The following is a 23,202-nucleotide window of genomic DNA, read 5'->3' as shown; positions in this document are numbered from 1 at the left end:
CCCAGGGTGCGTCGATCATGCGTCGTGACGCGCGGGCCGCGCGGACGGCGAGCGCGGCGTGAACCCCCGGCACGCGGGGCCCCCCCCCCCGCGGGCGGGGGGCGGCCCGCGGCGGGGTCTGGCCCACGTCAAAGTCGGACGCGTGACCATGAGGACGCGGCGTGCCGTTGGCGTCCGCGTGGCACGGCCGTGCCCCGGCGTCGTCCTGCCGCCGTGACGCGGCCGCACGCACGGCGTACGGATGCAGATTCACCCTGCTCAGCGGGCGATCGTATCGATACGATCAGGCACTGACGCGACCAGGCACCGACCACCGCGCCCCAGCAACCCAGCCCCACCAGCGCGGAGTCCCCCTCGTCATGTCGAAAGCCCTCACCACCGGTAGCCCGTGGCGCGTCATCGCGACGTTCGCCGTGCCGCTGCTCATCGGCAACGTCGTCCAGCAGCTCTACCACTTCGTCGACGCGATCGTCGTCGGCCGCGTCCTGGGGGTCGAGTCGCTCGCCGCCGTCGGCGCGACGGGCAGCCTGCTGTTCCTGCTCATCGGGTTCGCCTGGGGCACCACGTCCGGCTTCGCGATCCCGACGGCCCAGGCCTTCGGCGCCGGGGACCACGCGGCCGTGCGCCGCTCGGTGGCCACGGGCGCGCTGCTGACCGGTCTCATCACCGCCGTCCTGACGGTCGGTGCGCCGCTGCTCGCCGAGCCCGCGCTGCGCCTCCTGCGCACCCCCGAGGAGCTGCTGCCCGAGGCGACGACGTTCGCCCTCATCAGCTTCCTGGGCGCCGCCTCGACGATGTTCTTCAACTTCCTGTCCTCGGTCATCCGGGCGATCGGCGACTCGCGCACCCCGCTGGTGTTCCTCACGGTCAGCTGCGTCATCAACATCGGGCTCGTCGTCGCGCTCGTCGGCGGCCTCGGCACCGGTGTCGGGGGAGCGGCCCTCGCGACCGTCGCGTCGCAGGGCATCGCCGTCGCGCTGTGCCTGCTCTACGTGTGGCGCCGGGTCCCCGTCCTGCACGTGCGCCGCGAGGACTGGCGCGTGACGCGCGCCGACGTCGCCCGGCACCTGCAGCTCGGCCTGCCGATGGGCTTCCAGGCGTCGATCATCGCCATCGGGGCGCTGGCCGTGCAGGTCCGCCTCAACTCGCTCGGCCCCGAGGCCGTGGCCGCCTACACCACGGCCGCGCGCGTCGACATGCTCGCGGTCACCCTGCTGTCGTCGCTGGGTCTCGCGATGTCGATGTTCGTCGCGCAGAACCTGGGCGGCGGCCGTCCCGACCGCATCCGCGCGGGCGTCGTGCAGGGCGTGTGGATGGCCGTCGCCGCGTCGGTCGTGCTCGGTGCCGTGCTCATCGTGGCCGGCGGGCACCTGGTCGGGCTCTTCGTCGGCGACGGCGAGCAGCACGTCGTCGAGCTCGCGACCTACCTGCTGGTCGTCAACGGCGCGCTGTACGTCGTGCTCGGCGTCCTCATGGTCCTGCGCGGTGCGCTGCAGGGGCTCGGGCACACGATGGTGCCCACCCTGACCGGGATCGTCGAGCTCGTCATGCGGGTCGGCGCGGCCGTGGTGCTGGGGGCCGCCTTCGGGTTCGAGGGCGTCGTGTGGGGCAACCCGCTGGCGTGGCTCGGTGCCGTCGCGGGCCTCGTCCCGGCGTACGTCCGGGCGCACCGCCGGCTCGCGTCCGTGCCCGTCGCACCGCTCGCACGCGTCGAGGCGATGCCGGACCCCGTCGCGCTCGAGGGGCCGTCCGAGGGTGCGATGGTCGTCGACGCGGTCGTCCCGCACGACCACCCGGACGACGTGGAGCGCGCGGAGCAGGCGGACCGGTCGGAGCACGACGGGGCCGACGAGGCCCGGCTCTGCGAGCGCACCTCGCACTGACGGGCGCCGCCCCGGGGGCCGCGTGCGGGCCGGCCCCTGCGCGACCCTCAGAACAGGCCGAGTGGCGCCGTCGTGAAGGCCCAGGCGAGCCAGGCCGCACTCACGACGACCCCGGCCCGCAGCGCGACGCCGGCCGGGGTGAGGCGCCCACCGCGCAGGTCGGCGCGCAGGTGGCCGGGCACCGCGGTGGCATGACCCGGCGTGGGCAGCGCCGGGAGAGCGGCCGGTGAGGTGCCGTCGGGGCTGAGCGGCCCGCCGCGCGCCGGCAGCCGGCCGGACGCCGCGGGGCGGCCGAACGGCAGCGGGCGCACCACGCGGCGCCGTGCGACCCGCGGGTCGGCCTCGAGGGCCCCGGTCGTCAGCACGTCGGCATCGCCCGACCCGCCCAGGTGCGGGCCCAGGTGCAGGCTCAGGTGCAGCGCGAGGCCCGCGGCGTCGGCCGGGTGCAGGCGCGGCGGCAGCGCGCGCAGGTACGCGGCGAGGTCGTCGGCCGCGACGACCGTGGCGCCTGCGACCGCGTCGGTCGCCGGCAGCGCGCGGCCCGTGAGGCACACGAGCGCGCGCACGGCCGTGCGGTGGCGCGGCGCGAGGAGCGTCGTGACGACGGCCGCGGCGCGGACGGCGTCAGTCGCGAGCCCGGACCGGGCCGGGGCGGACCCCGTCGCGTCGGGACCCTCGTCGCCCGTCGCCCGGCGGACGTCCACGACGACGACCCCGCCCGGCCCCACGACGACGTGGTCGGCGCCGGCCCATCCGGCCCCGTGGCCGCGCAGGGCGTCCAGCGTCGTCCAGCCGTCCGGCTCCAGGCCCCGCAGCACCGCGGCCACGGCCGCGACCGCCCGCGCGTCGGCGGCGCCGCGGCGACGCGCCCACGACGGCAGGCCGCGCCGTCGCGCGCCGCCGCGCACCGCGGGCGTGCCGCGGCGCGTGACGGCCGGCTCGTCGCCGGTGCTCACCAGGACCCCATGCCTCGGTATCGGCCCGTCGGGCGCGCGACGTGAGCCCGCGACGTGGGCACCGGCCGTGCCGCGCCCCGACGCGCCGAACCCGAGACCGGTCCACGCGCGCGCTCCGGCACGGACGTCGTAGGGTCACCTCGGTGCCGCTGGGAGGCACCCGGGACAAGGGGGACCGATGCAGGAGGTTGCCGTCAGGCGGGCGCGGGTGGCGGTCGGCGCCACGTACGCCGCGCAGGGCTTCGGGTACGCGACCGTCGTCACCGCGCTGCCCGGGCTCAAGGCCCGCACGGGCATCGAGGACGACACGATCGCGCTGGTCCTGCTCATGGGGGCACTGCTGGCCGCCGCAGGCTCGGTCTCGGCGGAACGGCTCGCGCGCCGGTGGTCGAGCCGCACGGCCGTCGTCGTCGGCCTGCTGGCCCAGGCGGTCGGCCTGGCGTTCGTCGCCGCCGCGACGTCGGTGCCGCCGCTGGTCGGGGCGTTCGTCGTGTTCGCGCTCGGGCTCGGCATGGTCGACGCGTCGTGCAACATGCAGGGCGTCGCGCTGCAGCACCGCGTCGGCCGTTCCATCCTGTCCACGCTGTTCGCGTGCCTGACCGTCGCGGCGATCCTCGCGGCCCTCACGCAGTCGGGGCTCGCGCGGCTCGGCACCACGACCGGCGCCGTGTCGGCCCTGCTGGTCGCGGTCGCCGTCGCCGGCGCCATCGCGCTCGCCGTGCGGCCGTCGCTCCTGCCACGGACGACGGACCCCGCGACCTCCCCGCACGCCGCAGCCGCCGACCTCCCCGCCGCCGGCGCCCACCACACCGACGGCATCGCGCCCGGGGCGCGCACCGGCGTCGTCCCGCCCGACGCCCCCGCGACGCCCGCGCGCACGCCCCTGCCGCGCGCCGGCATCTGGCTCTTCGGTGCGCTGGTCGCCGTGGCGTTCGTCGTCGACTCGGCCGTCAGCAGCTGGAGCACGGTCTACCTGCACGACGAGCTGCGCGCGTCGGGGACCGTCGCGCCTCTCGGCTACGCCGCCTACCAGGGCGCCGTGCTCATCGCGCGCCTCGCGGGCGACCCGCTGGTCCGGCGCTACGGCCGCGTGCGCGTCGCGGCGCCCACGGGTGCCGTCGCCGCGGTCGGGCTGTTCGTCGTCGCCCTCGTGCCCAGCCCGGGTGCCGCGGTCGTCGGGTTCGCGCTCGCGGGCATCGGCGCCGGGACGCTCGTGCCGCTCGCGTTCTCGGCAGCGGGCGAGCTCGCGCCCGCGCGGCTCGACGACGTCGTGGCCCGCATCAACCTCTTCAACTACGCGGGCGCCCTGCTCGGCGCCGTCGTGATCGGCCTGCTGTCCGAGGTCACGGGCCTGGGCCCGGCGTTCCTCGTCCCGGCGCTCATGCTCGTGCCGGCCATGGCGATCGTGCCGCGGCTCGCCGGCCGCTCGACTACCCCCGCGCCCGCGACCCGCTGACACCCGCGCGCACCACGCGTGCGGGTGGTCACGCTCCCCGGACCTCATGGCGTCCGGCTCCCGGACCGATAGCACTCGGAGTCCGAGAGTGGGAGGAACGACGACGCATGCCTGCAGGTGACTCCGCGGCGCAGGAGGCGAGCCGACAGCTCGCGCTCGCCGCCGCGCACGAGAAGGCCGCGGCCGACGCGCGCGCGACCGCGTCGCGCTACGGCGTCGCGTCCGCGACCGAGCAGCGCACCGCGGCCGCCCTGGCACCGCTCGCCGCCGCCGGCTACCACCTGCTGGCCGACCGCCAGTGGCCGGGCAGCCGGCGCGCGCAGGTCGACATGGTCGTGGTCGGGCCCGGCGGCGTGTTCATCGTCGACACCAAGGCCTGGGCCGACGTGACGATCGCGGCCGACCGGATCCACCGCGGTCAGGAGGACGTCACCGACGACCTCATGGCGCTCGCCGACCTGGCGTACCGCACCGAGGGCGAGCTCGCCGAGGTCGGTCTGGCGCCGGGCGAGGTGCACGCCGTCGCGGTGCTCGCGGGGCGGTCGGGCGTCGACGAGCGCGTCGGGCCCGTGCACGTCGTGGGCGACCGCGACGTGCTGCGCCAGATCGCGCGCCGCGGCTCGCGGCTGGGGACGCGGCAGGTCGACGCGGTGCTCGCACGGTGCCTCGAGTGGTTCACGCACGTCGCGGGCCCCGCGCCCGTCAGCACGACGCTCCCCGAGCCCGTCCTGCCCGCGCCGCGCGGTCCGGTGCTGCTCGTGGACGACGAGCCGCTGCTCAGCGAGGCCGAGGTGCAGCGCGCGATGCTCGAGGGGCTCATGGCCGAGCCCGTCGAGGAGTGGATGGCCTTCCTGCACCCCACGCAGGCCCGGATCGTGCGCCGGTCCTACAACGGGCCCGCCCGCATCCGCGGCGCCGCCGGCACCGGCAAGACCGTCGTCGCGCTGCACCGCGCCGCGTACCTCGCGCGGACCCGCGAGGGCAAGGTCCTGGTCACGACGTACATCCGCACGCTGCCCGACGTGCTGCGCCAGCTGCTGACGCGGCTGGCCCCCGACGTCGTGGACCGGGTCGAGTTCGCCGGCGTCCACGAGACCGCCAAGCGGATCCTCGACGAGCGCGGGGTCACCCACCGCATCGACGGCCGGCAGATCGCGTCGGCGTGGACCGCGGCGTGGGGCAAGGTCGCGGGCGGCAGCATCATCGACACCGACCGCCACGAGCAGGAGTACTGGCACGACGAGGTCAGCTACGTCATCAAGGGCCGCGGCCTGACGCGCTGGGAGCAGTACGCGGACCTGCCGCGGCTCGGGCGCCGTCACCGGCTCGGCCCGCAGCAGCGCCGCGTCGTGTGGCTGCTGTACGAGGCGTACGAGAAGGAGCTGCGGGACCGCGGCGTGCACGACTTCGCCGACCAGATCTCGCTCGCGGAGGCGGAGCTGCGGCGCGAGCCGCCGACCGACCGGTACACCGCGGTCGTCGTCGACGAGGCGCAGGACCTCACGTGCGTGATGATCCGGATGCTGCACGCGTTCGTCGGGGACGCCCCCGACGGCCTGACGCTCGTGGGCGACGGCCAGCAGACGATCTACCCCGGCGGCTTCACGCTCGCCGAGGCGGGCGTGTCCGTCGCCGGCCGCGGCTCGGTCCTCGACGTCAACTACCGCAACACGCGCGAGATCCTGCAGTTCGCGTCCCTGCTGGTCAAGGACGACGAGTTCGCGGACATCGAGGGCTCGACCGCGCGCGGCGACCGGCCCACGCAGGTGCTGCGCAGCGGGCCGAAGCCCGTGTACGTGCGCTGCGCCGGCGAGGCGGACCGGCAGCGCCGGATGGTCCAGCGGGTGCACGAGGTGGTCGCCGAGGTCGGCACCAACTTCGGCGACGTCGGCGTGCTGTCGCTGTCGCGGCGCGGCGTCGAGGCGGCCACCGAGGCGCTGAAGAAGGCGGGCGTCCCGGTCGTCAACCTCGAGAAGTACGACGGCGTGCCCGTCAACCGCGTCAAGGTCGGCACGATCAAGCGCGCCAAGGGCCTGGAGTTCAAGCAGGTCCTCGTGGTCGACCTGGTCGCGTCGTGGATCACCGAGAAGGCGGACCAGCTGGACGACGTCGACCGTGAGCGCCGCGACTTCCGCCTGCGTGAGCTGTACGTCGCGATGACGCGGGCGCGCGACGGGCTGTGGGTGGCGTCGATCTGATGGGCTTCGTCCTGCGTGCGGTCCGGGCGCTCGAGGTGGTCCACGCGCTGCGGACGCTGGCGCTCGGCGCGCTCGCCGGCCTGGTGTCCGTCGGCGTCTGCGTGGCGCTGGCGGTGGGCGCGGCCGGCTCCCCGGAGAGCCCTTCCGTGATCTCGCCGACGGGCGGACCGGCGGGTGCGGTCCTGGCGTCGGTGGGTGCGCCGGGGACGACGACCGTCACGCTCGACGCCGGTGCGACCTACCACGTGCACCTCGCCGCTCCCGTGACGGCGGGCCTGCCTCCCCGGTTCGACGGCGACGCCACCCTCGTCGCGCCGTCGGGCGCGGCCGTGGAGCTCGCGCCACCCGGGGGTACGTACCGCTCACGCGTGCTCGGGTGGGAGGAGCGCGTCGTCGCGCTGGTCACGACGTCCGAGGCCGGGACGTACACCCTCACGGTGCCCCCGGTGGACGCCCCCGGCGCCTGGGTCGGGATCGCTCCACACCACCCGGGTGCGGGTCCCGCGCTGCAGATGGTCCTGCAGTTCGTGGCGATGGCCGCCGGGCTGATCGCCGTGGCGTGCCTGCTGAGTGGGGGTCTCGCGCTGCGGAACGCGTTCCGCTCGCGGGACGTGCTCTAGACCGCGGTGCTCTCGCCCGGTCCGGGGTGCCTGGGTGCGCTGTAGGTTCGGGGACGTGAGCGCACACCCGTCGTCCCCTGTCCCCGCACCCCGCCGGCCCTCGCTCGCGGGGCCCGTCGCGCTGACGGCCACGGGCGTCCTGCTGCTGGTCGCGGCGCTGGTGCTGACGGTCGTGGCCGCGGCGGGGTTCGCCGGCGCGGTGCGCAGCGACGTGCTGACGCGTGACGGACGTCCGGGGTCGGCCGTCCTGGCGTCCGCGGACGCCCCGGGGGCGACGAGCGTCGAGCTGACCGCCGGCGAGCGGTACGCCGTGTACCTCGTCGTGCCGAGCGACGCCGTGCGCGACGACGAGCGCGTGGACCTCGACGAGGACGTGCTGCTGCTCGCGCCGTCGGGCGCCGTGGTCGAGGCGGACGACTCCCCGGGCGTGAACATGCGGACCGGAGTGGGTGACCGGGTCGCCATGACGGTCGGCGCGTTCACGGCGCCGGAGACCGGGACGTACGAGATGGCCGTGCCGCCCACGGACGTCGCGGGTGCGTGGGTCGCGCTGGCCCCGGACAAGCCGTTCGGGCCGTTCTTCGGCGCGATCTGGGGGACCGTCCTCGGGGTCTTCGGCGTGCTGGGGCTGAGCGCTGTCGGCTTCGGCGTGCTGGTCGGCGGGATCGTCTGGTGGGTCGTGCGGGCGCGGGCCCGCCGCGCCGCCTGACCTGACCTTGGCGCACGCGACCTGACCGACCTGACCTGATCCCGTCGCGCGGCGTCCCGCGGTCCGTTTGGTCGCGGTCATTGCCCTCCCAGGTCCTCTCACCTAGGGTGCTAAATCGGTGTAGCAAAGCAGCTGCACCCATCGAGCCGCTGCCTGGGGGGTGCCGGGCGGTCAGGCCCGTCCGTCAAAGGAGACATGCATGTCGAGATCCCTGACCCGGGGCGCCCCGTCGGACCGACGCCCTCGCGGCGTCACCACGACCGCCCTGCTCACCCTCGCCGCCATGGGTGCGGCGACCCTGCTGGCTGCCGCACCCGCGGCCGCCGCGCCGGCGCCTGAGGACGAGACGGGCCCGGTGGCCGCGGCTGCCGCTCCCGTCCTGGCCGTCACGCCCGTGACCGAGGTCGGCTCGTACGGCCAGCAGGTCACCCAGGTCGTCCTCGAGTACGCCGCGCCGGTCGACGCCTCGGCGCTGACCGGGGCCGACTTCCTCGTCGAGGACTCGGGCTACAACTTCCGGTTCGCCGGGATCGAGACGCTCCCGGACCTGGTCGAGCGCGACGTGGCGTCGGTCTTCACGACCGACGACCCGGCGCGCCTGCTCACGTCCGACCGCCCCGAGGCGCCGGGCCGGTTCGTCGTCCTGGACCTGGCGGACTCGCCCGTCGGCGGGTGGACCGTCATCGTCTCGCTGTGCCCCACCTTCCTGTGCTCGGTCCGCGTCAACCCGGACCAGCTCACGCAGGTCACCCAGCTCGGTGACGTCCACGGCACCGACGGCGCCCTGCTCGCCGCCGGCGACGCGGCCGTGGCGCACCCGCTCACCGAGGCCGCGATCGACCGTGAGGTCGACCAGTTCGTCCTCGCGAGGTTCACGTCGACGACCGGCCCCGTCGAGTACGCCTACCGTCTGCCCGAGGGCTACGACCCCGCGCGCACCTACCCGCTCGTCATCGCCCTGCCCGGCCACGGGATGGGCTACGACGGTCAGAACATCGGCGTGCAGCTCGCGTCGGACATGCTCGCCACCGCCTGGTTCCAGGAGTCGTGGACGGGCACGGACGAGGACGTCATCGTCCTCGCGCCGCAGAACGTGCGCACCGGCAAGGCGACCGAGGGCGCGCAGGCGATCGAGCTGGTCGAGAACTTCCTCGCCCGGTTCGCCGTCGACAGCGACCGCGTGTACGCGACGTCGGTGTCCTACGGCTCGCAGCTGATGTGGGAGATGTTCTCCGAGCGGCCCGAGCTGTTCGCGGGCGGTCTGCTCACCGGTGGGTTCCCGGGTGACGCGGACGAGTTCGCGCGCATCGCCGCGGGTGAGGTGCCGATGTGGATCACGCACGGCACCAACGACCACCTGCTGCCGGTCGCGCGGGCCCGGGCGTCGTACGACGCGCTCGTCGCGGCGTACGTCGACCTCGGCGTCCCGGCCGACCGGATCGCCGAGCTCGTGCGGTGGACCGAGTACGGGAACGACGCGTTCACGCTGCCGGACTACCACCTCGCCTCTGCGCCGACGTTCGAGGACCCGGCGACGCTGCAGTGGCTCCTGGCCCAGGACCGCAACCCCGACGTCGACGGCCCTGACGACCCGGGGACCGACCCGGGGACCGACCCGGGGACCGACCCCGGCACGGGCCCGGGCACAGACCCCGGCACCGACGTCCCGGGCACCGACGACCCGGACGGCACCGACGGGACCGTCGGCACCGGCGGCACCGGCGGCACCGGATCGACCGGCTCGGGCGCCGGAGCAGGCGCACCGTCGGGTGCGAGCGGTCAGCTGGCCGCCACGGGGGCGGACCAGCCGGCACTCCTGGCGGCGCTCGCGCTCGCCGCGATGGCCGCGGGGGCGTTCCTCGTGCGGCAGCGCGTGCGCACCGCTCGCGGCGCGTGACGTGAGCACCGGGCCGCCCTCGTCCACGGACGGGGGCGGCCCGGTGCTGTCCGGTGCGCGCAGCTCTGCCCGGTGCCGCGCAGCTCCGCCCGCTGCCGTCCGGCGTCGTCAGGCCGGGGCGACCGAGCCGCGGGCGGCCAGCGGGACCGGCAGGCGGTGCACCTCGGGCACGGCCGGGGTGCCGGCGACCTCGGCGAGCAGCAGCTCGACCGCGCGGCGGCCGAGCGCCTCGTGCGGGATCGCGAACGACGACACGCCGGGGCGCAGCCAGTCCGCCATCGGGTAGTTGTCGAACGACACGACGGACACGTCGTCGGGGATGCGCAGGCCGCTCTCCTGGAGCGCCTGGTACGTGCCGAACGCGAGGCGGTCGTTGAAGCAGATGACGGCGCGCGGCCGCGGGTGGTGCGCGAGCAGGTCGTGGGTCGCGGCCCAGCCCTGCGGGGGCGTCCAGTCGTCGCACAGGTGGCTCGACGCGGGCTCGAGGCCGGCCGCGTGCAGGACCTCCCGGATGCCGGCGAGGCGCTCGACGCCCGCGACCGTGTCCGGCGGCACGTCGTCGGCCCCGGGGCCGGCGCCGACGAGGTGGATGTCGCGGTGCCCGGCGTCGAGCAGCAGGCGCGCGGCGGCGCGGCCCGCCTCGACCTCGTCGGGGACGACCGCGGGCGCGCGCGTCGGCCCGGCGGGCAGGGTGTTGAGCAGCACCGTGGGCAGGCGCTCGAGCGCAGCCGGCACGGCGCGCGTGCGCGTGAACATCGACGTGAGCATGATCCCGTCGACGCGCCGGTCCAGCATCGCGTCGATGAGGGCGCTCTCGATGGCGGGGTCGCCCTCGGTCTCACCGATGAACAGCATGAAGCCGTGGTCGCGCGCGGCCTCGATGGCGCCCTTGATCATGTCGCCGGCCATCTGGCCCGTCGCGACCGTGTCCGAGACGAGGCCGAGCGTGCGCGTGGTGCCCTTGCGCAGGCCGACGGACACGATGTTGGGGCGGTAGCCCAGGTCGGCGGACGCCTCGCGGACCCGCTCCTGCACGGCGGACGAGATGCGCAGCTCCGAGCCTCGACCGGACAGCACGAGCGAGGCCGTCGTGGACGACACCCCGGCGGTGCGGGCGACGTCGGCGAGGGTGACGCGTCGGGTCACAGGGGTCCTTTCGTCGCAGCGATCCTAGGGGCGGTGGGCTGTCTGCGACGCCGGTCACGCTCCCACCTGGTCACGTGTCCGACTTCGTCCTGATCAGTCCGTCGCCGTCATGCATCCGTGACCTGGCGCGGCTTGACAACGTCTCCCGCCAGTAGCGAGCATGACCGTGCTAAGACGATTTAGCAACGGTGCCGAGCCCCCCGGTGCCGAACCTCTGGAGAGGGAGACATCGGTGTCTCGATCGACTGGAAAGCCTCGGAGCGCGGCAACCGCCGCGTCCCTGTTCCTGGCAAGCATTCTCGCACTCACCGCCTGCAGCGCCCCCGGCAGCGACACGACCGACGACGCGACGGCCGACGGCGGCGCGACCGCCGCGGACGGTGACTGGACCTGCGGCGAGGACGACGTCGCGCTCAGCGCCTACCTCGAGACCGGCTTCCCGCTCTCCACGGCGCTGTTCGAGGAGTTCGAGAAGCAGTACCCGAACGTCACGTTCGACGTGCGCGAGGACCAGTTCGCCGTCATCACCCAGAACGCCCCCCGCGTGCTGGCCGACAACCCGCCGGACCTCATGCGCCTGCCGCAGATGTCCGACCTCGTCGGTGACGGCCTGCTCTACGACCTCGACGCCGCCGCCGAGCACTTCGGCTGGGACGAGTGGCCCGCCTCGCAGCTCGCGCAGATGCGGGTCGACGAGGAGGGTCGCCGTGGCGACGGCCCCCTGTACGCCATGGGCAAGAACTACTCGATGACCGGTGTCTTCTACAACACCGAGCTCGCCGAGCAGATCGGCATGACCGAGGCGCCCAAGACGCTCGCCGAGCTCGACGAGTGGATGCAGAAGGCCAAGGACGCCGGCATCACGCCGTCCAACCAGTTCAACGGTGGCGCCACGGGGGGCCTCGCGTTCCCGCTGCAGCTCCTCATGGCGTCCTACGGCGACGTGGACGCGATCAACGACTGGACCTTCCAGCAGCCGGACGCGCGCATCGACACCGAGAACAACGTCAAGGCCGCCGCGCACCTCAAGAAGTGGATCGACGCGGGCTACTTCGCCGACGACATCAACTCGCTCGACTACTCGCAGATGATGGGCCAGTTCATCGACGGCAAGAGCCTGTTCATCTTCAACGGCGACTGGGAGTCCGGCACGCTCGACTCGCAGATGGCGGGCAAGGCCGGCTTCTTCCTCATGCCCCCGCTCGAGGAGGGCGGCAAGGTCGGCGCCATGTCGGCCCCGCTGACGTTCGGCATCTCGTCCAAGGCGAAGAACCCGGAGTGCGCGGCGTTCTTCTTCGACTGGATCGCCACGAACGACGAGGCGCGCACCATCGCCGTCGAGGTCGGCGGCTCGCACCCCATGGGCCCGTCGGACGCCTTCATGCCCGAGGTCGACCCCGAGTCCGTGACCGGCCAGACCCTCGCGGCGGGTGCCACCATCGCCGAGGACAACGGCTCGATGGAGTTCATCGCGAACGCCACCGGTGCCATCTACGCCAAGAGCTGGACCCCCAACCTGCAGAAGCTCGTCGCGGGTGACCAGACCGCCGAGGGCCTGCTGCAGGCCGTCCAGGCCGACTACGAGAGCGAGATCAACGGCTGATGAACAGGATGCGGACGGCCGCTCGGCCCGGTCGCCGCGAGGTCGCCGCTCCTGCGTCGACCAGCCTCGAGGCCAGGCGCCCGGGGGGGGGGGGGGGGGGGGCGCGCCTGCGCCGGGGCTGGGTCGCTCTCGGCCTCGTGGTCCCGGCGGCAGCGTTCTACGTGGCGTTCGTGCTGCGCCCGCTCGTGCTGACGGTGCAGTACTCGTTCTACGACTGGAACGGCGTCGGCGCCGCCACGTGGGTCGGCGTCGGCAACTACACGCGCCTCGTCGACAAGCCCGAGCTGCTCGGGTCGATCGTCAACGCGCTCGAGCTGATCATCTACTTCAGCTTCGTCCCCGTGATCCTCGGCCTGCTCACCGCGGCCACGATCCGCAAGTTCGCCACCAGCCGCCTCGCGATGGTGTCCCGCACGGTGCTCTTCCTGCCGCAGGTCATCCCGCTCGTCGCGGCCGGCATCATGTGGACCTGGATGCTCGCCACGGACGGCGTCGTCAACGAGCTCATGCGCGCCGTGGGCCTGGGCTCCGTGACGCGCGCCTGGCTGGGTGACACCAGCACAGCCCTCGGTGCCGTCGGCGTCATCGGCGCCTGGGTCGCCCTGGGCCTGTGCCTCCTGCTGCTGCTGTCCGGCATGACGAAGATCGACCCGGCCCTGTTCGAGGCCGCGCGCATCGACGGCGCCGGCGCGGTCCGCGAGTTCTTCGCGATCACGCTGCCGAGCGTGCGCCAGGAGATCGGCGTGTGCGTCACCGTCACCGTCATCGCCGCGCTCGCCGCGTTCGACATCGTCTACATCTCCACGCAGGGCGGGCCGGCCAACTCGACCCTCGTCCCCGGCCTGGAGATCTACTACCTCGGGTTCTTCTCCCGCGAGGTCGGCCAGGCGTCCGCGCTGGCCGTGGTGTTCATGGCACTCGTGCTGGCCGTCGTGCTGCCGATCCAGCGTCTGACGAAGGAGGAGGACTGATGATCGTCTCCCGCCGTGAGACGTGGCTCGGCCGCGCCCTGCTGGTCCTGCTGATGGCCGTCACGATCGTGCCGTTCATCAGCCTGTTCGTCACCGCGCTGCACAAGCCCGGCACCTACCCCTCGGGGCTCGCGTGGCCCGAGACGCCGTACTGGTCGAACTTCGTCGACGCCTTCCAGGCCGCCGACATGTGGGCCCTGCTGTGGTCGAGCTTCCTCATCGAGCTCGGCGTGGTGCCCGCGGCGCTGCTCATCGCGACGCTCGCCGGCTTCTCGCTGGGCCACCTGCGCCCCCCGGGCCACCGGTGGATCTTCCTCGCGTTCGTCCTGGGGCTGACCCTGCCGTTCCAGGCGATCATCGTGCCGCTCTACTACCAGATGCGGGACATCGGCCTGCTCAACACCCGGTGGGCGATCGTCCTGCCGCTGCTGGGCCTCTACATGCCGTTCGCGGTCATGTGGATGCGCGCGCACTTCGTCACCATGCCGCCGGACCTGTCCGAGGCCGCCCGCATCGACGGTGCGAACACGTGGAAGCTGTTCACGCGCGTGCACGTGCCGCTGTCGCGCCCGGCGCTGTCCGCGCTCGGCATCCTCATGTTCCTGTGGACGTGGAACCAGTTCCTGCTCGCCGTCGTGCTGGTCGACGACCCGAAGAACCGCACCATGGCCGGTGCGCTGGGCGCCTTCCAGGGCCAGTGGGGGACGGACATCCCGCTGCTGTGCGCGGGGTCGCTGCTCATCCTCACGCCGACGCTCATCGTGTTCCTCGCCTTCCAGCGGCAGTTCGTCTCGGCGCTCATGCAGGGAGCACTGAAGGGATGACGACGACCACCCGTCCGCCGTTCGACCCGGCCGTGGCCGCCGCCCTTGCGGCGGCGCGGCCGGGCGACGTCGTGACGACGCTCGCGCCCGACGAGATCGCCGGGCTGCGGGCGCGCGCGCTGCCGCCCGTGCTCGAGGAGGTCGCCGTGGCTTCCGGGCGCACGCTCACGTGGCACGCGGCCCCCGGGCCGGACGGCGACGTGCGCGTCGCGCTGCTGCGCCCCGAGGTCGTCGGGCCCGTGCCGGTCCTGCTCCACCTGCACGGCGGCGGGCTGATCGTGGGCACGGTGTCCGACGACGTCGCCGCCGCCACGCAGGCCGGGCCCGGCTGGGCCGTCGCGTCGGTGGACTACCGCCTGGCGCCCGAGCACCCGTACCCCGCGGCTGTCGAGGACGCGTACGCGGCGCTCGTGTGGCTCGTCGGGCAGGCGGGCGACCTCGGGCTCGACCCCGCTCGCGTCGTCGTCGCGGGCGTCAGCGCAGGTGGCGGCCTCGCGGCCGCTCTCGCGCTGCTGGCGCGCGACCGCGGGAGCCCGTCCCTCGCGGGTCAGCTGCTCGTGTGCCCCATGCTCGACGACCGCAACGACAGCGCGTCGGGGCACCAGATGGCCGGCGTCGGCACGTGGGACCGCACGGCCAACGCGACCGCGTGGGCCGCGTACCTCGGCGACGCGGCCGGCGCGAGCACCCCGCCGTACGCGTCGGCGGCCCGCGCGGCGTCGCTCGGCGGCCTGCCGCCCGCGTACGTCGACGTCGGCTCGGCGGAGACCTTCCGCGACGAGTGCGTCGCGTACGCCGCGCGCATCTGGGCGGACGGCGGCGACGCCGAGCTGCACGTGTGGCCCGGCGGCTGCCACGGGTTCGACGGCCTCGTCCCCGACGCGCCCGTGTCGCGCGACGCCCGCCACGCGCGCGCACGATGGTTGGCACGACTGCTCGCCCGCCTCGCCACCGCGCCGGACGCCACATCCGACGCCCCCTGACCGCCGCGTCGCCCCCGCAGCCCCCCTGCCGGGGGCGGCGCGGCCTTCCACCCACGGCCCGGCACCTGCCGGCCCGAGCACCTGCACCGATGACGGAGCCTTCACCGTGACCCACCGCGGCCCCCAGCTGATCACGTACGCCGACCGCCTCGCGGGCGACCTGCCGGGCCTGCGCGCGCTGCTCGACGGGCCGCTCGCCGGGGCCTTCGACGGTGTGCACGTGCTGCCGTTCTACACGCCGTTCGACGGTGTGGACGCCGGGTTCGACCCGCGCGACCACACCGAGGTGGACCCGCGCCTCGGCACGTGGGACGACGTGCGGGCGCTCGCCACCGGCCGGGACGTCATGGCCGACGTCATCGTCAACCACGTGTCGGCGGAGTCCGCGCGCTTCCGGGACGTGCGCGAGCGCGGTGACGCCTCGCCGCACGCACCGATGTTCCTCACGCTCGGCGCGGTGTTCCCCGACGGCGCGTCCGAGGAGGACCTCGCGCGCATCTACCGCCCGCGCCCGGGCCTGCCGTTCACGGTCATGACGCTCGGCGGGCAGCGGCGCCTGGTGTGGACGACGTTCACGCCCGACCAGGTCGACATCGACCTGCGCACGCCCGAGGCCTGGGACTACCTGACGTCGGTCGTCGACGCGCTCACGGCGGGCGGCGTCACGATGCTGCGCCTCGACGCCGTCGGGTACACGGGCAAGGAGGCGGGCACCGACTGCTTCATGACGCCCGCGACCGACGCGTACACCGAGCGCATCGTCGAGCAGGCGCGCGAGCGCGGTGCGCAGGTGCTGGTCGAGGTCCACGGGCACCACACGCAGCAGATCGAGATCGCCCGCAAGGTCGACCTGGTCTACGACTTCGCGCTGCCGCCGCTCGTGCTGCACGCGCTGACGGCCGCGGACCTCGAGCCGCTCGCGGGCTGGCTGCGGATCCGCCCCGCCAACGCGGTGACGGTCCTCGACACGCACGACGGCATCGGCATCGTCGACGTCGGCCCGTCCGACCTGCGACCGGGTGAGCCGGGCCTGCTGGCGCCGGAGAAGATCGACGCGCTCGTCGAGCGGATCCACGACAACAGCGGCGGCACGTCCCGCCAGGCGACCGGTGCGGCCGCGTCGAACCTCGACCTCTACCAGGTCAACTGCACGTTCTACGACGCCCTGGCCCGCGACGACCGGCGCTACGTGCTGGCCCGCCTGCTGCAGCTGTTCGTGCCCGGCATCCCGCAGGTCTACTACGTGGGCCTGCTGGCCGGGTCCAACGACATGGACCTGCTCGCCGCCACGGGCGTCGGCCGCGACGTCAACCGCCACCACTTCACGCCGGGCGAGGTCGAGGACGCGCTGACGCACCCCGCGGTCCGCGGGCAGCTCGCCGGCCTGCGCCTGCGCTCGACGCACCCGGCGTTCGGCGGCGACTTCGCGTGGGACCTCGACGAGACGCGCGGGACGATGGTGCGCAGCGCCGGCGACGCGCGCGCGACGCTCACGTTCGACGTCGCCGACGGCTCGTTCGAGGTCCGCGCGACCGACGACGACGGCGAGCGGGTCGTGCTCACGGACGCGGACCTCGCGGGCTGAGGCTCGCGCGCCCGTGCGGGGTGCGTTGCAGGCGGTGGGGCAGGATGCGCGTGTGGACAACGCACAGGGCCTCGCCGACGTCATCCGGTTCGTCGACACCCCCGCCACGTCGCCGACGGTGGCGCTGACGTTCGACGACGGGCCGAACCCGCCGGACACGGTCGAGCTGCTCGACCTGCTGGCGCGCGAGCGCGTCCCGGCGGTGTTCTGCCTGGTCGGCGTGCAGGTGCAGGCGCACCCCGACCTCGTGCGGCGCATCGTCGACGACGGGCACGTGCTGGCCAACCACTCGTGGCGCCACGACGACCTCGCGCAGCTCACGCCCGACGCCGTCCGCGCCGACCTCGTGCGCACGCTCGACGCGATCCACACGGTCGTCCCCGACGCACCCGTGCCGTTCTTCCGTGCGCCGTTCGGGCACTGGGGGCAGACGATCGGCGTCGCCGCCGAGCTGGGCATGCGCTCGCTCGAGTGGCAGCTCGCGGTCGAGGACTGGGACCCGGCGCCGCCCGCCGACGTGCTCGTCGAGCGGCTCGGCGGCATCGAGCCCGGCGGCGTCGTCCTGCTGCACGACGGGGGAGGCGACCGCAGCGCGACCGTCGAGGCCGTCCGGCGCGTGATCCCGCGCCTGCGGGTGGACGGCTGGACGTTCACGGTGCCGCGGTAGCCCCGCTGGGCACCGGTCAGGTGGCCGATGCTGCCGGCGTCACGCGCCCGACAGCTTCGCGTCATCTTCAGCGACTGCAGGACGCCGGCCTGGTGGCGTGGGAGGGCCAGTCGCCCAAGGACCCGCGGGCGGCGTGGCGGCTGACGTAGTGGTCGGTCGCTGAGACGCCCTCGGTCGCTACTGCAACATCTACTGCAACACGCACGTGCCAGTAGATGTTGCAGTAGCGACGTTCGGCCGTCACCGCAGCGCTGTGCGCGACAGCGCCGCACCTCCACGGTCTCGACGTGCCGGTCCGCCCCGCAGGGATGAGGATCGACGCAGGCACGAGGGGGTGTTCTGCATGGGGGGCGTCACGGACCGGTGGGCGCGGGGCGGGCGCGGGACGGCGCTGCTCGCGGTGGTCCTCGTCGCGGTGCTCGCGCTCGCGGGCTGCGGCGTGACGCGCGGCGACGACGGCGGCGAGAACCGGCGGCTGCGGATGATGATCCCCAACGCGCCCGGCGGCGGGTACGACCAGACGGGCCGCGCGGCGACGCGCGTCATGGAGACCGCCGACCTCACGGGCCGGTTCGAGGTCAGCAACGTGACCGGTGCGAGCGGGACGGTCGCGATGCAGCGGCTGGTCAACGAGCGCGGCGCGCAGGACCTGCTCATGACGATGGGCCTGGGCGTGGTGGGCGCGACGTACACCAACGGCTCCGACGCGCGGGTCAGCGGGGCGACGCCCATCGCACAGCTCGTCGAGGAGCAGGAGGGCCTGCTGGTCCCGGCCGCCTCGCCGTTCGAGACGGTCGACGACCTCGTCGCGGCGTGGCTCGCCGACCCCGGTGCTGTGCGCATCGGCGGGGGGTCCAGCCCCGGCGGGCCGGACCACCTGTTCCCCATGCAGCTCGCGGCGGCGGTCGGGGTGGACCCGACGCAGGTCAACTACATCTCCTACGACGGCGGTGGCCCGCTGACTACCGCGCTGCTGGGCAGCAAGATCGACGTCGGCACGTCGGGCCTGGCGGAGTTCGAGGGGCAGATCGCCGACGGGTCGCTGCGCGTGCTCGCCGTCTCGGGCGAGGAGCGGCTCGCGGCCGTCGACGCCCCCACGCTCGTGGAGTCCGGCATCGACCTCGTCTTCACCAACTGGCGCGGCGTGCTGGCACCGCCCGGCATCCCGGACGAGGTCCGCGACGCCCACATCGCGCTGCTCGAGCAGATGCACGCGACCGACGCGTGGCAGGAGGCCCTGGAGACCAACGGCTGGGTCGACGCCTTCGTCACGGGCGACGAGTTCGAGCAGTTCCTCGTCGAGCAGGACGAGCGCGTCGCGACCACCCTCGACGAGCTGGGTCTGCCGTGAGCGCCGCCGAGGACGCCGCGCCCGTCGCACCCGTGACGCCGGTGGTGGACCGTGCGCAGTACGCCCTGGCCGCGGTGCTCGCGGTCGTCGGGGTCTGGACGGTCGTCGACTCCGCGGGCCTGGGACCGGGGTTCGCCGACCAGGTCGTGCGGCCCGCCGCCTTCGGGTACGTCATCGGGTCCGCGCTCGTCGTGCTCGCGGTGCTGCTCGCGGTGGCGACGGCCCGCGGCGACCGTGCCGAGGGCGAGGCGGGTGAGGACGTCGACCTCGACCAGGGCACGGACTGGCGCACGCTCGCCGGGCTCGCGGGCGTGCTCGTCGCGACCATCGCTCTGCTCGACGTCCTCGGCTGGGCGATCGTCGGTGCGCTGCTGTTCGCCGGTGCCGCGACCGTGCTCGGCAACCGGCACTGGGTGCGCAACCTGCTGATCGGCGCGGTCATGTCGGTGGGGTCCTGGTACGGGTTCTACGTCGGGCTGGGCATCCCCATCCCGGCGGGCGTGCTGGACGGGATCCTGTGATGGACGCGCTGCTCACGGGCCTGAGCCTGGCCGTCACCCCGGAGAACCTGCTGTACGCGGTGGTCGGCGTGCTGCTCGGCACCGCGGTCGGCGTGCTGCCGGGCATCGGCCCGGCCATGACCGTCGCGCTGCTGCTGCCGGTCACCTACAACGTCGAGCCCAGCGCGGCCCTCATCCTGTTCGCCGGCATCTACTACGGCGGCATGTACGGCGGGTCGACGACGTCGATCCTGCTGAACACGCCGGGGGAGTCGTCGTCGGTCATCACGGCCCTCGAGGGCAACAAGATGGCCAAGGCGGGGCGTGCGGCGCAGGCGCTCGCGACCGCGGCGATCGGCTCGTTCGTCGCCGGGACCATCGGCACGGTCCTGCTGGTGGCGCTCGCGCCGACGGTCGCCGAGTGGGTCGTCGTCCTGGGGGCGCCGTCCTACTTCGCGCTCATGGTGCTCGCACTCATCGCGGTGACGACCGTCCTGGGCAGCTCGCGGCTGCGCGGGTTCGTCGCGCTGACGCTGGGCCTGACGATCGGGCTCGTCGGCACCGCGACCGGGCAGCCGCGCCTCACGTTCGGCAACCCGCTGCTGGCCGACGGCATCGACATCGTCGTCGTCGCGGTCGCGATCTTCGCCGTCGGGGAGGCGCTGTGGGTCGCGGCCCACCTGCGCCGGCGCCCGCTCGAGATCATCCCCGTGGGACGCCCGTGGATGGACCGGGAGGACTGGCGGCGGTCGTGGAAGCCGTGGCTGCGGGGCACCGCGTTCGGCTTCCCGTTCGGCGCGCTGCCCGCGGGCGGCGCCGAGATGCCGACGTTCCTGTCGTACGTCACCGAGCGGCGCCTGGCAGGCAAGCACCGGGCCGAGTTCGGCAAGGGTGCGATCGAGGGGGTCGCCGGGCCGGAGGCCGCGAACAACGCGTCGGCCGCCGGCACGCTCGTGCCCCTGCTGGCCATCGGCCTGCCGACCACCGCGACGGCGGCCGTCATCCTGGCGGCGATGCAGGGCTACGGGCTGCAGCCCGGCCCCCAGCTGTTCGAGGCCGAGCCCGAGCTGGTGTGGACGCTGCTGGCCAGCCTGTTCGTCGCCAACACGCTCCTGCTCGTCATCAACCTGCCGCTCGCGCCGCTGTGGGCGCGGCTGCTGCGCACCCCGCGGCCGTACCTGTACGCGGGCATCCTGTTCTTCGCGGTGCTCGGCGCGTACAGCGTGAACTTCCAGTGGTTCGACGTCGCGCTGCTCGTGCTGTTCGGGGTCCTCGGCTTCGCGATGCGACGGTTCGGGCTGCCGGTGCTGCCGCTCATCGTGGGCGTGATCCTCGGGCCGCGCCTGGAGGAGCAGCTGGGGCAGGCGCTGCAGCTGTCGCGCGGGGACGTGTCCGCGCTGTGGAGCGAGCCCGTCGCGGTGGTCGTCTACGTCGTCGTCGCGGCCCTGCTGCTCTGGCCGCTCGTGCTGCGGCTGATCCCCGGCCGGCAGGCACCGGAACGGCTCGCGGACGAGGTCGACGAGCTCGAGGAAGAGGTGAGGCGATGACCGTCGTCGTGGGTTGGACGCCCGACGCCCGGGGCCACGCGGCCCTCCTGCGGGGCGCTCGCGAGGCGCTCGCGCACCGTGAGGACCTGCTCGTGGTCAACGCGACGACCGGCACCGCCGCCGTGGACGACCGGTTCGCCGCCGACTCCGACGTCACCGACGTGCAGGCGCTGCTCGAGTCCCTGGGTGTCGAGGCGCAGGTCCGGCAGGCCGTCGTGCGCGACGTCCCCGGGGAGCTGGTCGCGATCGCCGACGAGGTCGGCGCGAGCCTGCTCGTCATCGGCATCCGGCACCGCTCACCCGTCGGCAAGCTCCTGCTCGGGTCGACCGCGCAGCGCATCCTGCTCGACGCGCGGTGCCCGGTGCTGGCGGTGAAGGCGGCGGAGGCGCCGGGGCGCTGAGGGGCTCGCGCTACAGCCAGCCGAACCGCTCGGCCGTGGCGGCCGCCTCGGCCCGGGTCGCGGCGCCGAGCTTGGTCTGCGCGGCGAGCAGGTAGTTGCGCACCGTGCCGGGTGCCAGGTGCGCGCGCCGGGCGATGACCGCGGCGGGCAGGTCGTACGACGCGAGCCGCAGCACCTCGAGCTCGCGCGGGCTCAGGGGACAGGCCGGTGCGCTCAGCGCGTCCGCCGCGAGACCGGGGTCGACGTAGCGCTCGCCGGCGTGCACGGCGCGCAGCACGCCCGCGAGCGTCGTCCCCGACGTGCCCTTGGTGACGAATCCGCGGGCGCCGGCCTCGAGCGCACGACGCAGGTGCCCCGGGCGACCGCGGCCCGTGAGCACCACGACGCGACAGCCCGGCACGGTGCGGGTGATCTCCGCGGCGACGGCCACGCCGTCGAGGCCTGGCATCTCGAGGTCCACGAGCGCGACGTCGGGTCGGTGGGCCAGTGCGGCGGCGACCGCGGCGGGTCCGTCGGCGGCCTGGGCGACGACGTCGAGGTCGTCCTCGAGCGCAAGCAGCGCGGCGACGGCGGAACGGATCAGCTCCTCGTCGTCGGCGAGCAGGACGCGGATCACGGGCCCTCGCCTCCCGGCGTCGTCGGCGCACCGGCGGGCACGCTCGCCCGCAGCCAGAACTCGCCGCCCCGCCGCTCGACCTGCAGCCGCCCGCCTGCGTCCGCGAGGCGCCCGGCGGCGCCGTCGAGCCCGGAGCTGTGCGCGTCGGCGGCGCGCGCGTCGACGCCGTCGTTGCGCACGGTGAGCGTCGCGTCCCGCCGTGCCGCAACGTCGCCCTCGCCGTCCAGGCCCACCTCGACCCGGCACCAGGTCGCGCGGCTGTGCCGCAGCACGTTCGTCACCGCCTCCCGTAGGACCGGCGCGAGCCGCGCCGCCGCGTCCGGCGGGACGTCCGCGGCCTGGCCGACGACGGTGCACCGCACCCCCGCGGAGTCGAGCACCTGCCGCACGGCGGCGACCTCCTCGTGCAGGTCGACCGAGCGGTAGGCGTGCACGGCTTGGCGGACCTCGCCCAGCGCCGTCGTGGCCAGCCGCTGGATCTGCGCGGCCTCGTCGCGGACCGCCGGGTCGCCCGCGGGGAGGCGCGCGACGAGCTCGGCCTTGAGGGCGATGACGGTGAGGCTGTGCCCGAGCAGGTCGTGCACGTCGCGCGCGAACCGCAGCCGCTCCTCGCCCGCGGCCAGGCGTGCGCGGGCGTCGCGGCCGGCGTCGGCGTCGAGCAGCAGGCCCCACAGCCACACCGGCACCCAGTTCACGACGGCGACGGACACGCCGATGCCCCCGGTGACGACGAGCGCCTGCAGGGGGGACCCACCCACGAGCCCGGCCACCACCACGCTGACCGCGCTGCAGGCCGCGGCCACGGCGACGACCCACCGCCACGTCACCAGCAGCGGCGCGATGCCGACGATCCCCGCACCCACCCACGCCCACGTCGCCCAGCGCCCGGCGGCGACCGGTGCCACCAGCGCGAGCGACGCCACGGAGGCGACGACGAGCGCGAGGGTCCACGCCCGGCGCGTGCGCGCCGTCGTCCAGGGCGTCACGGCGCCGTGCACCGCACCGGCCGACGTGACCGCGAAGCCCGCGATGCCGACGGCGCCCAGGGCGACCCACCGGGGGCGTGGCTCCTCGAGCAGGCCGATGCCCGGCATGAGCAGGCTCGTGCACACGGTCGTCGCGAGCCACACCAGCACGAGCGCCCGCGCGCGACCCAGGCGACGGTCGCGCGGGGCGGCCGCCCACGGCGACGCGGCGACGGTGCTCACACGCGTGATGCTAGGCGCGGGGGGCGCACCGCGGACCGGTGCGATCCGCACGGGACCGTGTGCGGGATGGTGTGCGAGGGC

The 23,202-nt window shown here is 74.6% G+C and carries 21 protein-coding genes; 17 read left to right on the top strand and 4 right to left on the bottom strand.

All coding sequences use genetic code 11. From position 1 onward, the window contains the following. Window positions 1-359: 359 nt before the first annotated feature. Window positions 360-1,883, top strand: coding sequence for an MATE family efflux transporter (locus H9657_RS18040; protein WP_191784819.1), 1,524 nt, complete (start codon window positions 360-362; stop codon window positions 1,881-1,883). 47 nt (window positions 1,884-1,930) lie between these two features. On the opposite strand, the gene H9657_RS18035 is transcribed toward H9657_RS18040, so the two are convergent. After that, window positions 1,931-2,839 carry a hypothetical protein gene (locus H9657_RS18035; protein WP_191784818.1) on the bottom strand — a complete coding sequence of 303 codons (909 nt, stop codon included), beginning with the start codon at window positions 2,837-2,839 and terminating at the stop codon, window positions 1,931-1,933. A gap of 178 nt (window positions 2,840-3,017) precedes the next feature. On the opposite strand from H9657_RS18035, the gene H9657_RS18030 reads away from it, so the two are divergent. From H9657_RS18030 to H9657_RS18010, 5 genes are all read left to right on the top strand, one after another. Then, window positions 3,018-4,295, top strand: a complete 1,278-nt coding sequence (locus H9657_RS18030; protein WP_191784817.1) for an MFS transporter — start codon at window positions 3,018-3,020, stop codon at window positions 4,293-4,295. A 107-nt stretch (window positions 4,296-4,402) separates the two neighbouring features. Next, complete coding sequence (locus H9657_RS18025; RefSeq protein ID WP_191784816.1) at window positions 4,403-6,493, top strand: nuclease-related domain-containing DEAD/DEAH box helicase; 2,091 nt, start codon at window positions 4,403-4,405, stop codon at window positions 6,491-6,493. Next, a complete protein-coding gene (locus H9657_RS18020) occupies window positions 6,493-7,113 on the top strand; it encodes a hypothetical protein (protein WP_191784815.1) in 621 nt (206 codons plus the stop codon). Before H9657_RS18025 ends, H9657_RS18020 begins: the two co-directional genes overlap by 1 nt. 55 nt (window positions 7,114-7,168) lie before the next feature. Further along, a complete protein-coding gene (locus tag H9657_RS18015) occupies window positions 7,169-7,822 on the top strand; it encodes a hypothetical protein (RefSeq protein WP_191784814.1) in 654 nt (217 codons plus the stop codon). Window positions 7,823-8,021: 199 nt separating this feature from the next. Continuing rightward, a complete protein-coding gene (locus H9657_RS18010; protein WP_191784813.1) occupies window positions 8,022-9,719 on the top strand; it encodes a hypothetical protein in 1,698 nt (565 codons plus the stop codon). Between the two features lie 108 nt (window positions 9,720-9,827). On the opposite strand, the gene H9657_RS18005 is transcribed toward H9657_RS18010, so the two are convergent. Further along, complete coding sequence (locus H9657_RS18005) at window positions 9,828-10,865, bottom strand: LacI family DNA-binding transcriptional regulator (protein ID WP_191784812.1); 1,038 nt, start codon at window positions 10,863-10,865, stop codon at window positions 9,828-9,830. 232 nt (window positions 10,866-11,097) lie between these two features. Between H9657_RS18005 and H9657_RS18000 the strand changes: the two genes are divergently transcribed. The 11 genes from H9657_RS18000 to H9657_RS17955 all read left to right on the top strand — a co-directional run bounded on the left by H9657_RS18000 (window position 11,098) and on the right by H9657_RS17955 (window position 21,297). After that, a complete protein-coding gene (locus tag H9657_RS18000) occupies window positions 11,098-12,468 on the top strand; it encodes an ABC transporter substrate-binding protein (protein WP_191784811.1) in 1,371 nt (456 codons plus the stop codon). 137 nt (window positions 12,469-12,605) lie between these two features. Beyond that, window positions 12,606-13,439 carry a carbohydrate ABC transporter permease gene (locus H9657_RS17995; protein ID WP_318241589.1) on the top strand — a complete coding sequence of 278 codons (834 nt, stop codon included), beginning with the start codon at window positions 12,606-12,608 and terminating at the stop codon, window positions 13,437-13,439. Continuing rightward, window positions 13,439-14,263 (top strand): carbohydrate ABC transporter permease, encoded by an 825-nt coding sequence (locus tag H9657_RS17990; protein ID WP_191784809.1) that lies wholly within the window; start codon window positions 13,439-13,441, stop codon window positions 14,261-14,263. Before H9657_RS17995 ends, H9657_RS17990 begins: the two co-directional genes overlap by 1 nt. Then, on the top strand, window positions 14,260-15,246 hold the full coding sequence (locus tag H9657_RS17985; RefSeq protein WP_191784808.1) for an alpha/beta hydrolase: 987 nt from the start codon (window positions 14,260-14,262) through the stop codon (window positions 15,244-15,246). The genes H9657_RS17990 and H9657_RS17985 overlap by 4 nt, the downstream gene beginning before the upstream one ends. Window positions 15,247-15,352: 106 nt before the next feature. After that, on the top strand, window positions 15,353-16,831 hold the full coding sequence (gene gtfA / locus H9657_RS17980) for a sucrose phosphorylase (protein ID WP_191784807.1): 1,479 nt from the start codon (window positions 15,353-15,355) through the stop codon (window positions 16,829-16,831). 52 nt (window positions 16,832-16,883) lie between these two features. Further along, window positions 16,884-17,498 carry a polysaccharide deacetylase family protein gene (locus tag H9657_RS17975; protein ID WP_318241588.1) on the top strand — a complete coding sequence of 205 codons (615 nt, stop codon included), beginning with the start codon at window positions 16,884-16,886 and terminating at the stop codon, window positions 17,496-17,498. After that, window positions 17,474-17,647 (top strand): winged helix-turn-helix domain-containing protein, encoded by a 174-nt coding sequence (locus tag H9657_RS19320; RefSeq protein WP_225215621.1) that lies wholly within the window; start codon window positions 17,474-17,476, stop codon window positions 17,645-17,647. Before H9657_RS17975 ends, H9657_RS19320 begins: the two co-directional genes overlap by 25 nt. A 194-nt stretch (window positions 17,648-17,841) precedes the next feature. Beyond that, on the top strand, window positions 17,842-18,849 hold the full coding sequence (locus H9657_RS17970) for a Bug family tripartite tricarboxylate transporter substrate binding protein (protein ID WP_191784806.1): 1,008 nt from the start codon (window positions 17,842-17,844) through the stop codon (window positions 18,847-18,849). Further along, window positions 18,846-19,370 carry a tripartite tricarboxylate transporter TctB family protein gene (locus H9657_RS17965; protein ID WP_318241587.1) on the top strand — a complete coding sequence of 175 codons (525 nt, stop codon included), beginning with the start codon at window positions 18,846-18,848 and terminating at the stop codon, window positions 19,368-19,370. Before H9657_RS17970 ends, H9657_RS17965 begins: the two co-directional genes overlap by 4 nt. Further along, window positions 19,370-20,896: a tripartite tricarboxylate transporter permease gene (locus H9657_RS17960; protein WP_191784805.1), complete on the top strand. Its 1,527-nt coding sequence runs from the start codon at window positions 19,370-19,372 to the stop codon at window positions 20,894-20,896. The genes H9657_RS17965 and H9657_RS17960 overlap by 1 nt, the downstream gene beginning before the upstream one ends. Next, entirely contained in the window at window positions 20,893-21,297 is a 405-nt protein-coding gene (locus H9657_RS17955; protein WP_191784804.1) for a universal stress protein, read from the top strand. The genes H9657_RS17960 and H9657_RS17955 overlap by 4 nt, the downstream gene beginning before the upstream one ends. A gap of 10 nt (window positions 21,298-21,307) precedes the next feature. On the opposite strand, the gene H9657_RS17950 is transcribed toward H9657_RS17955, so the two are convergent. Continuing rightward, entirely contained in the window at window positions 21,308-21,913 is a 606-nt protein-coding gene (locus H9657_RS17950) for a response regulator transcription factor (protein ID WP_191784803.1), read from the bottom strand. Next, the gene (locus H9657_RS17945; RefSeq protein WP_318241586.1) at window positions 21,910-23,121 is read right to left on the bottom strand and encodes a sensor histidine kinase; all 1,212 of its coding nucleotides are present in this window, start codon (window positions 23,119-23,121) and stop codon (window positions 21,910-21,912) included. The genes H9657_RS17950 and H9657_RS17945 overlap by 4 nt, the downstream gene beginning before the upstream one ends. Between the last annotated feature and the right edge of the window lie 81 nt (window positions 23,122-23,202).

It is taken from the genome of Cellulomonas avistercoris (assembly GCF_014836445.1).
In the GTDB taxonomy this organism is placed as follows: domain Bacteria; phylum Actinomycetota; class Actinomycetes; order Actinomycetales; family Cellulomonadaceae; genus Cellulomonas; species Cellulomonas avistercoris.
The sequence above is the reverse complement of the archived record's forward strand: the minus strand, read 5'-3'. Positions and strand labels throughout refer to the sequence as shown.

What these genes read in the sequence shown, in the direction of transcription:
- H9657_RS18025 (WP_191784816.1), top strand. Translation starts at nt 4,403, where the DNA reads ATGCCTGCAGGTGACTCCGCGGCGCAGGAGGCGAGCCGACAGCTCGCG.
- H9657_RS18030 (WP_191784817.1), top strand. Translation starts at nt 3,018, where the DNA reads ATGCAGGAGGTTGCCGTCAGGCGGGCGCGGGTGGCGGTCGGCGCCACG.
- H9657_RS18010 (WP_191784813.1), top strand. Translation starts at nt 8,022, where the DNA reads ATGTCGAGATCCCTGACCCGGGGCGCCCCGTCGGACCGACGCCCTCGC.
- H9657_RS17960 (WP_191784805.1), top strand. Translation starts at nt 19,370, where the DNA reads ATGGACGCGCTGCTCACGGGCCTGAGCCTGGCCGTCACCCCGGAGAAC.
- H9657_RS18020 (WP_191784815.1), top strand. Translation starts at nt 6,493, where the DNA reads ATGGGCTTCGTCCTGCGTGCGGTCCGGGCGCTCGAGGTGGTCCACGCG.
- H9657_RS18040 (WP_191784819.1), top strand. Translation starts at nt 360, where the DNA reads ATGTCGAAAGCCCTCACCACCGGTAGCCCGTGGCGCGTCATCGCGACG.
- H9657_RS17985 (WP_191784808.1), top strand. Translation starts at nt 14,260, where the DNA reads ATGACGACGACCACCCGTCCGCCGTTCGACCCGGCCGTGGCCGCCGCC.
- H9657_RS17990 (WP_191784809.1), top strand. Translation starts at nt 13,439, where the DNA reads ATGATCGTCTCCCGCCGTGAGACGTGGCTCGGCCGCGCCCTGCTGGTC.
- H9657_RS17955 (WP_191784804.1), top strand. Translation starts at nt 20,893, where the DNA reads ATGACCGTCGTCGTGGGTTGGACGCCCGACGCCCGGGGCCACGCGGCC.
- H9657_RS17970 (WP_191784806.1), top strand. Translation starts at nt 17,842, where the DNA reads ATGGGGGGCGTCACGGACCGGTGGGCGCGGGGCGGGCGCGGGACGGCG.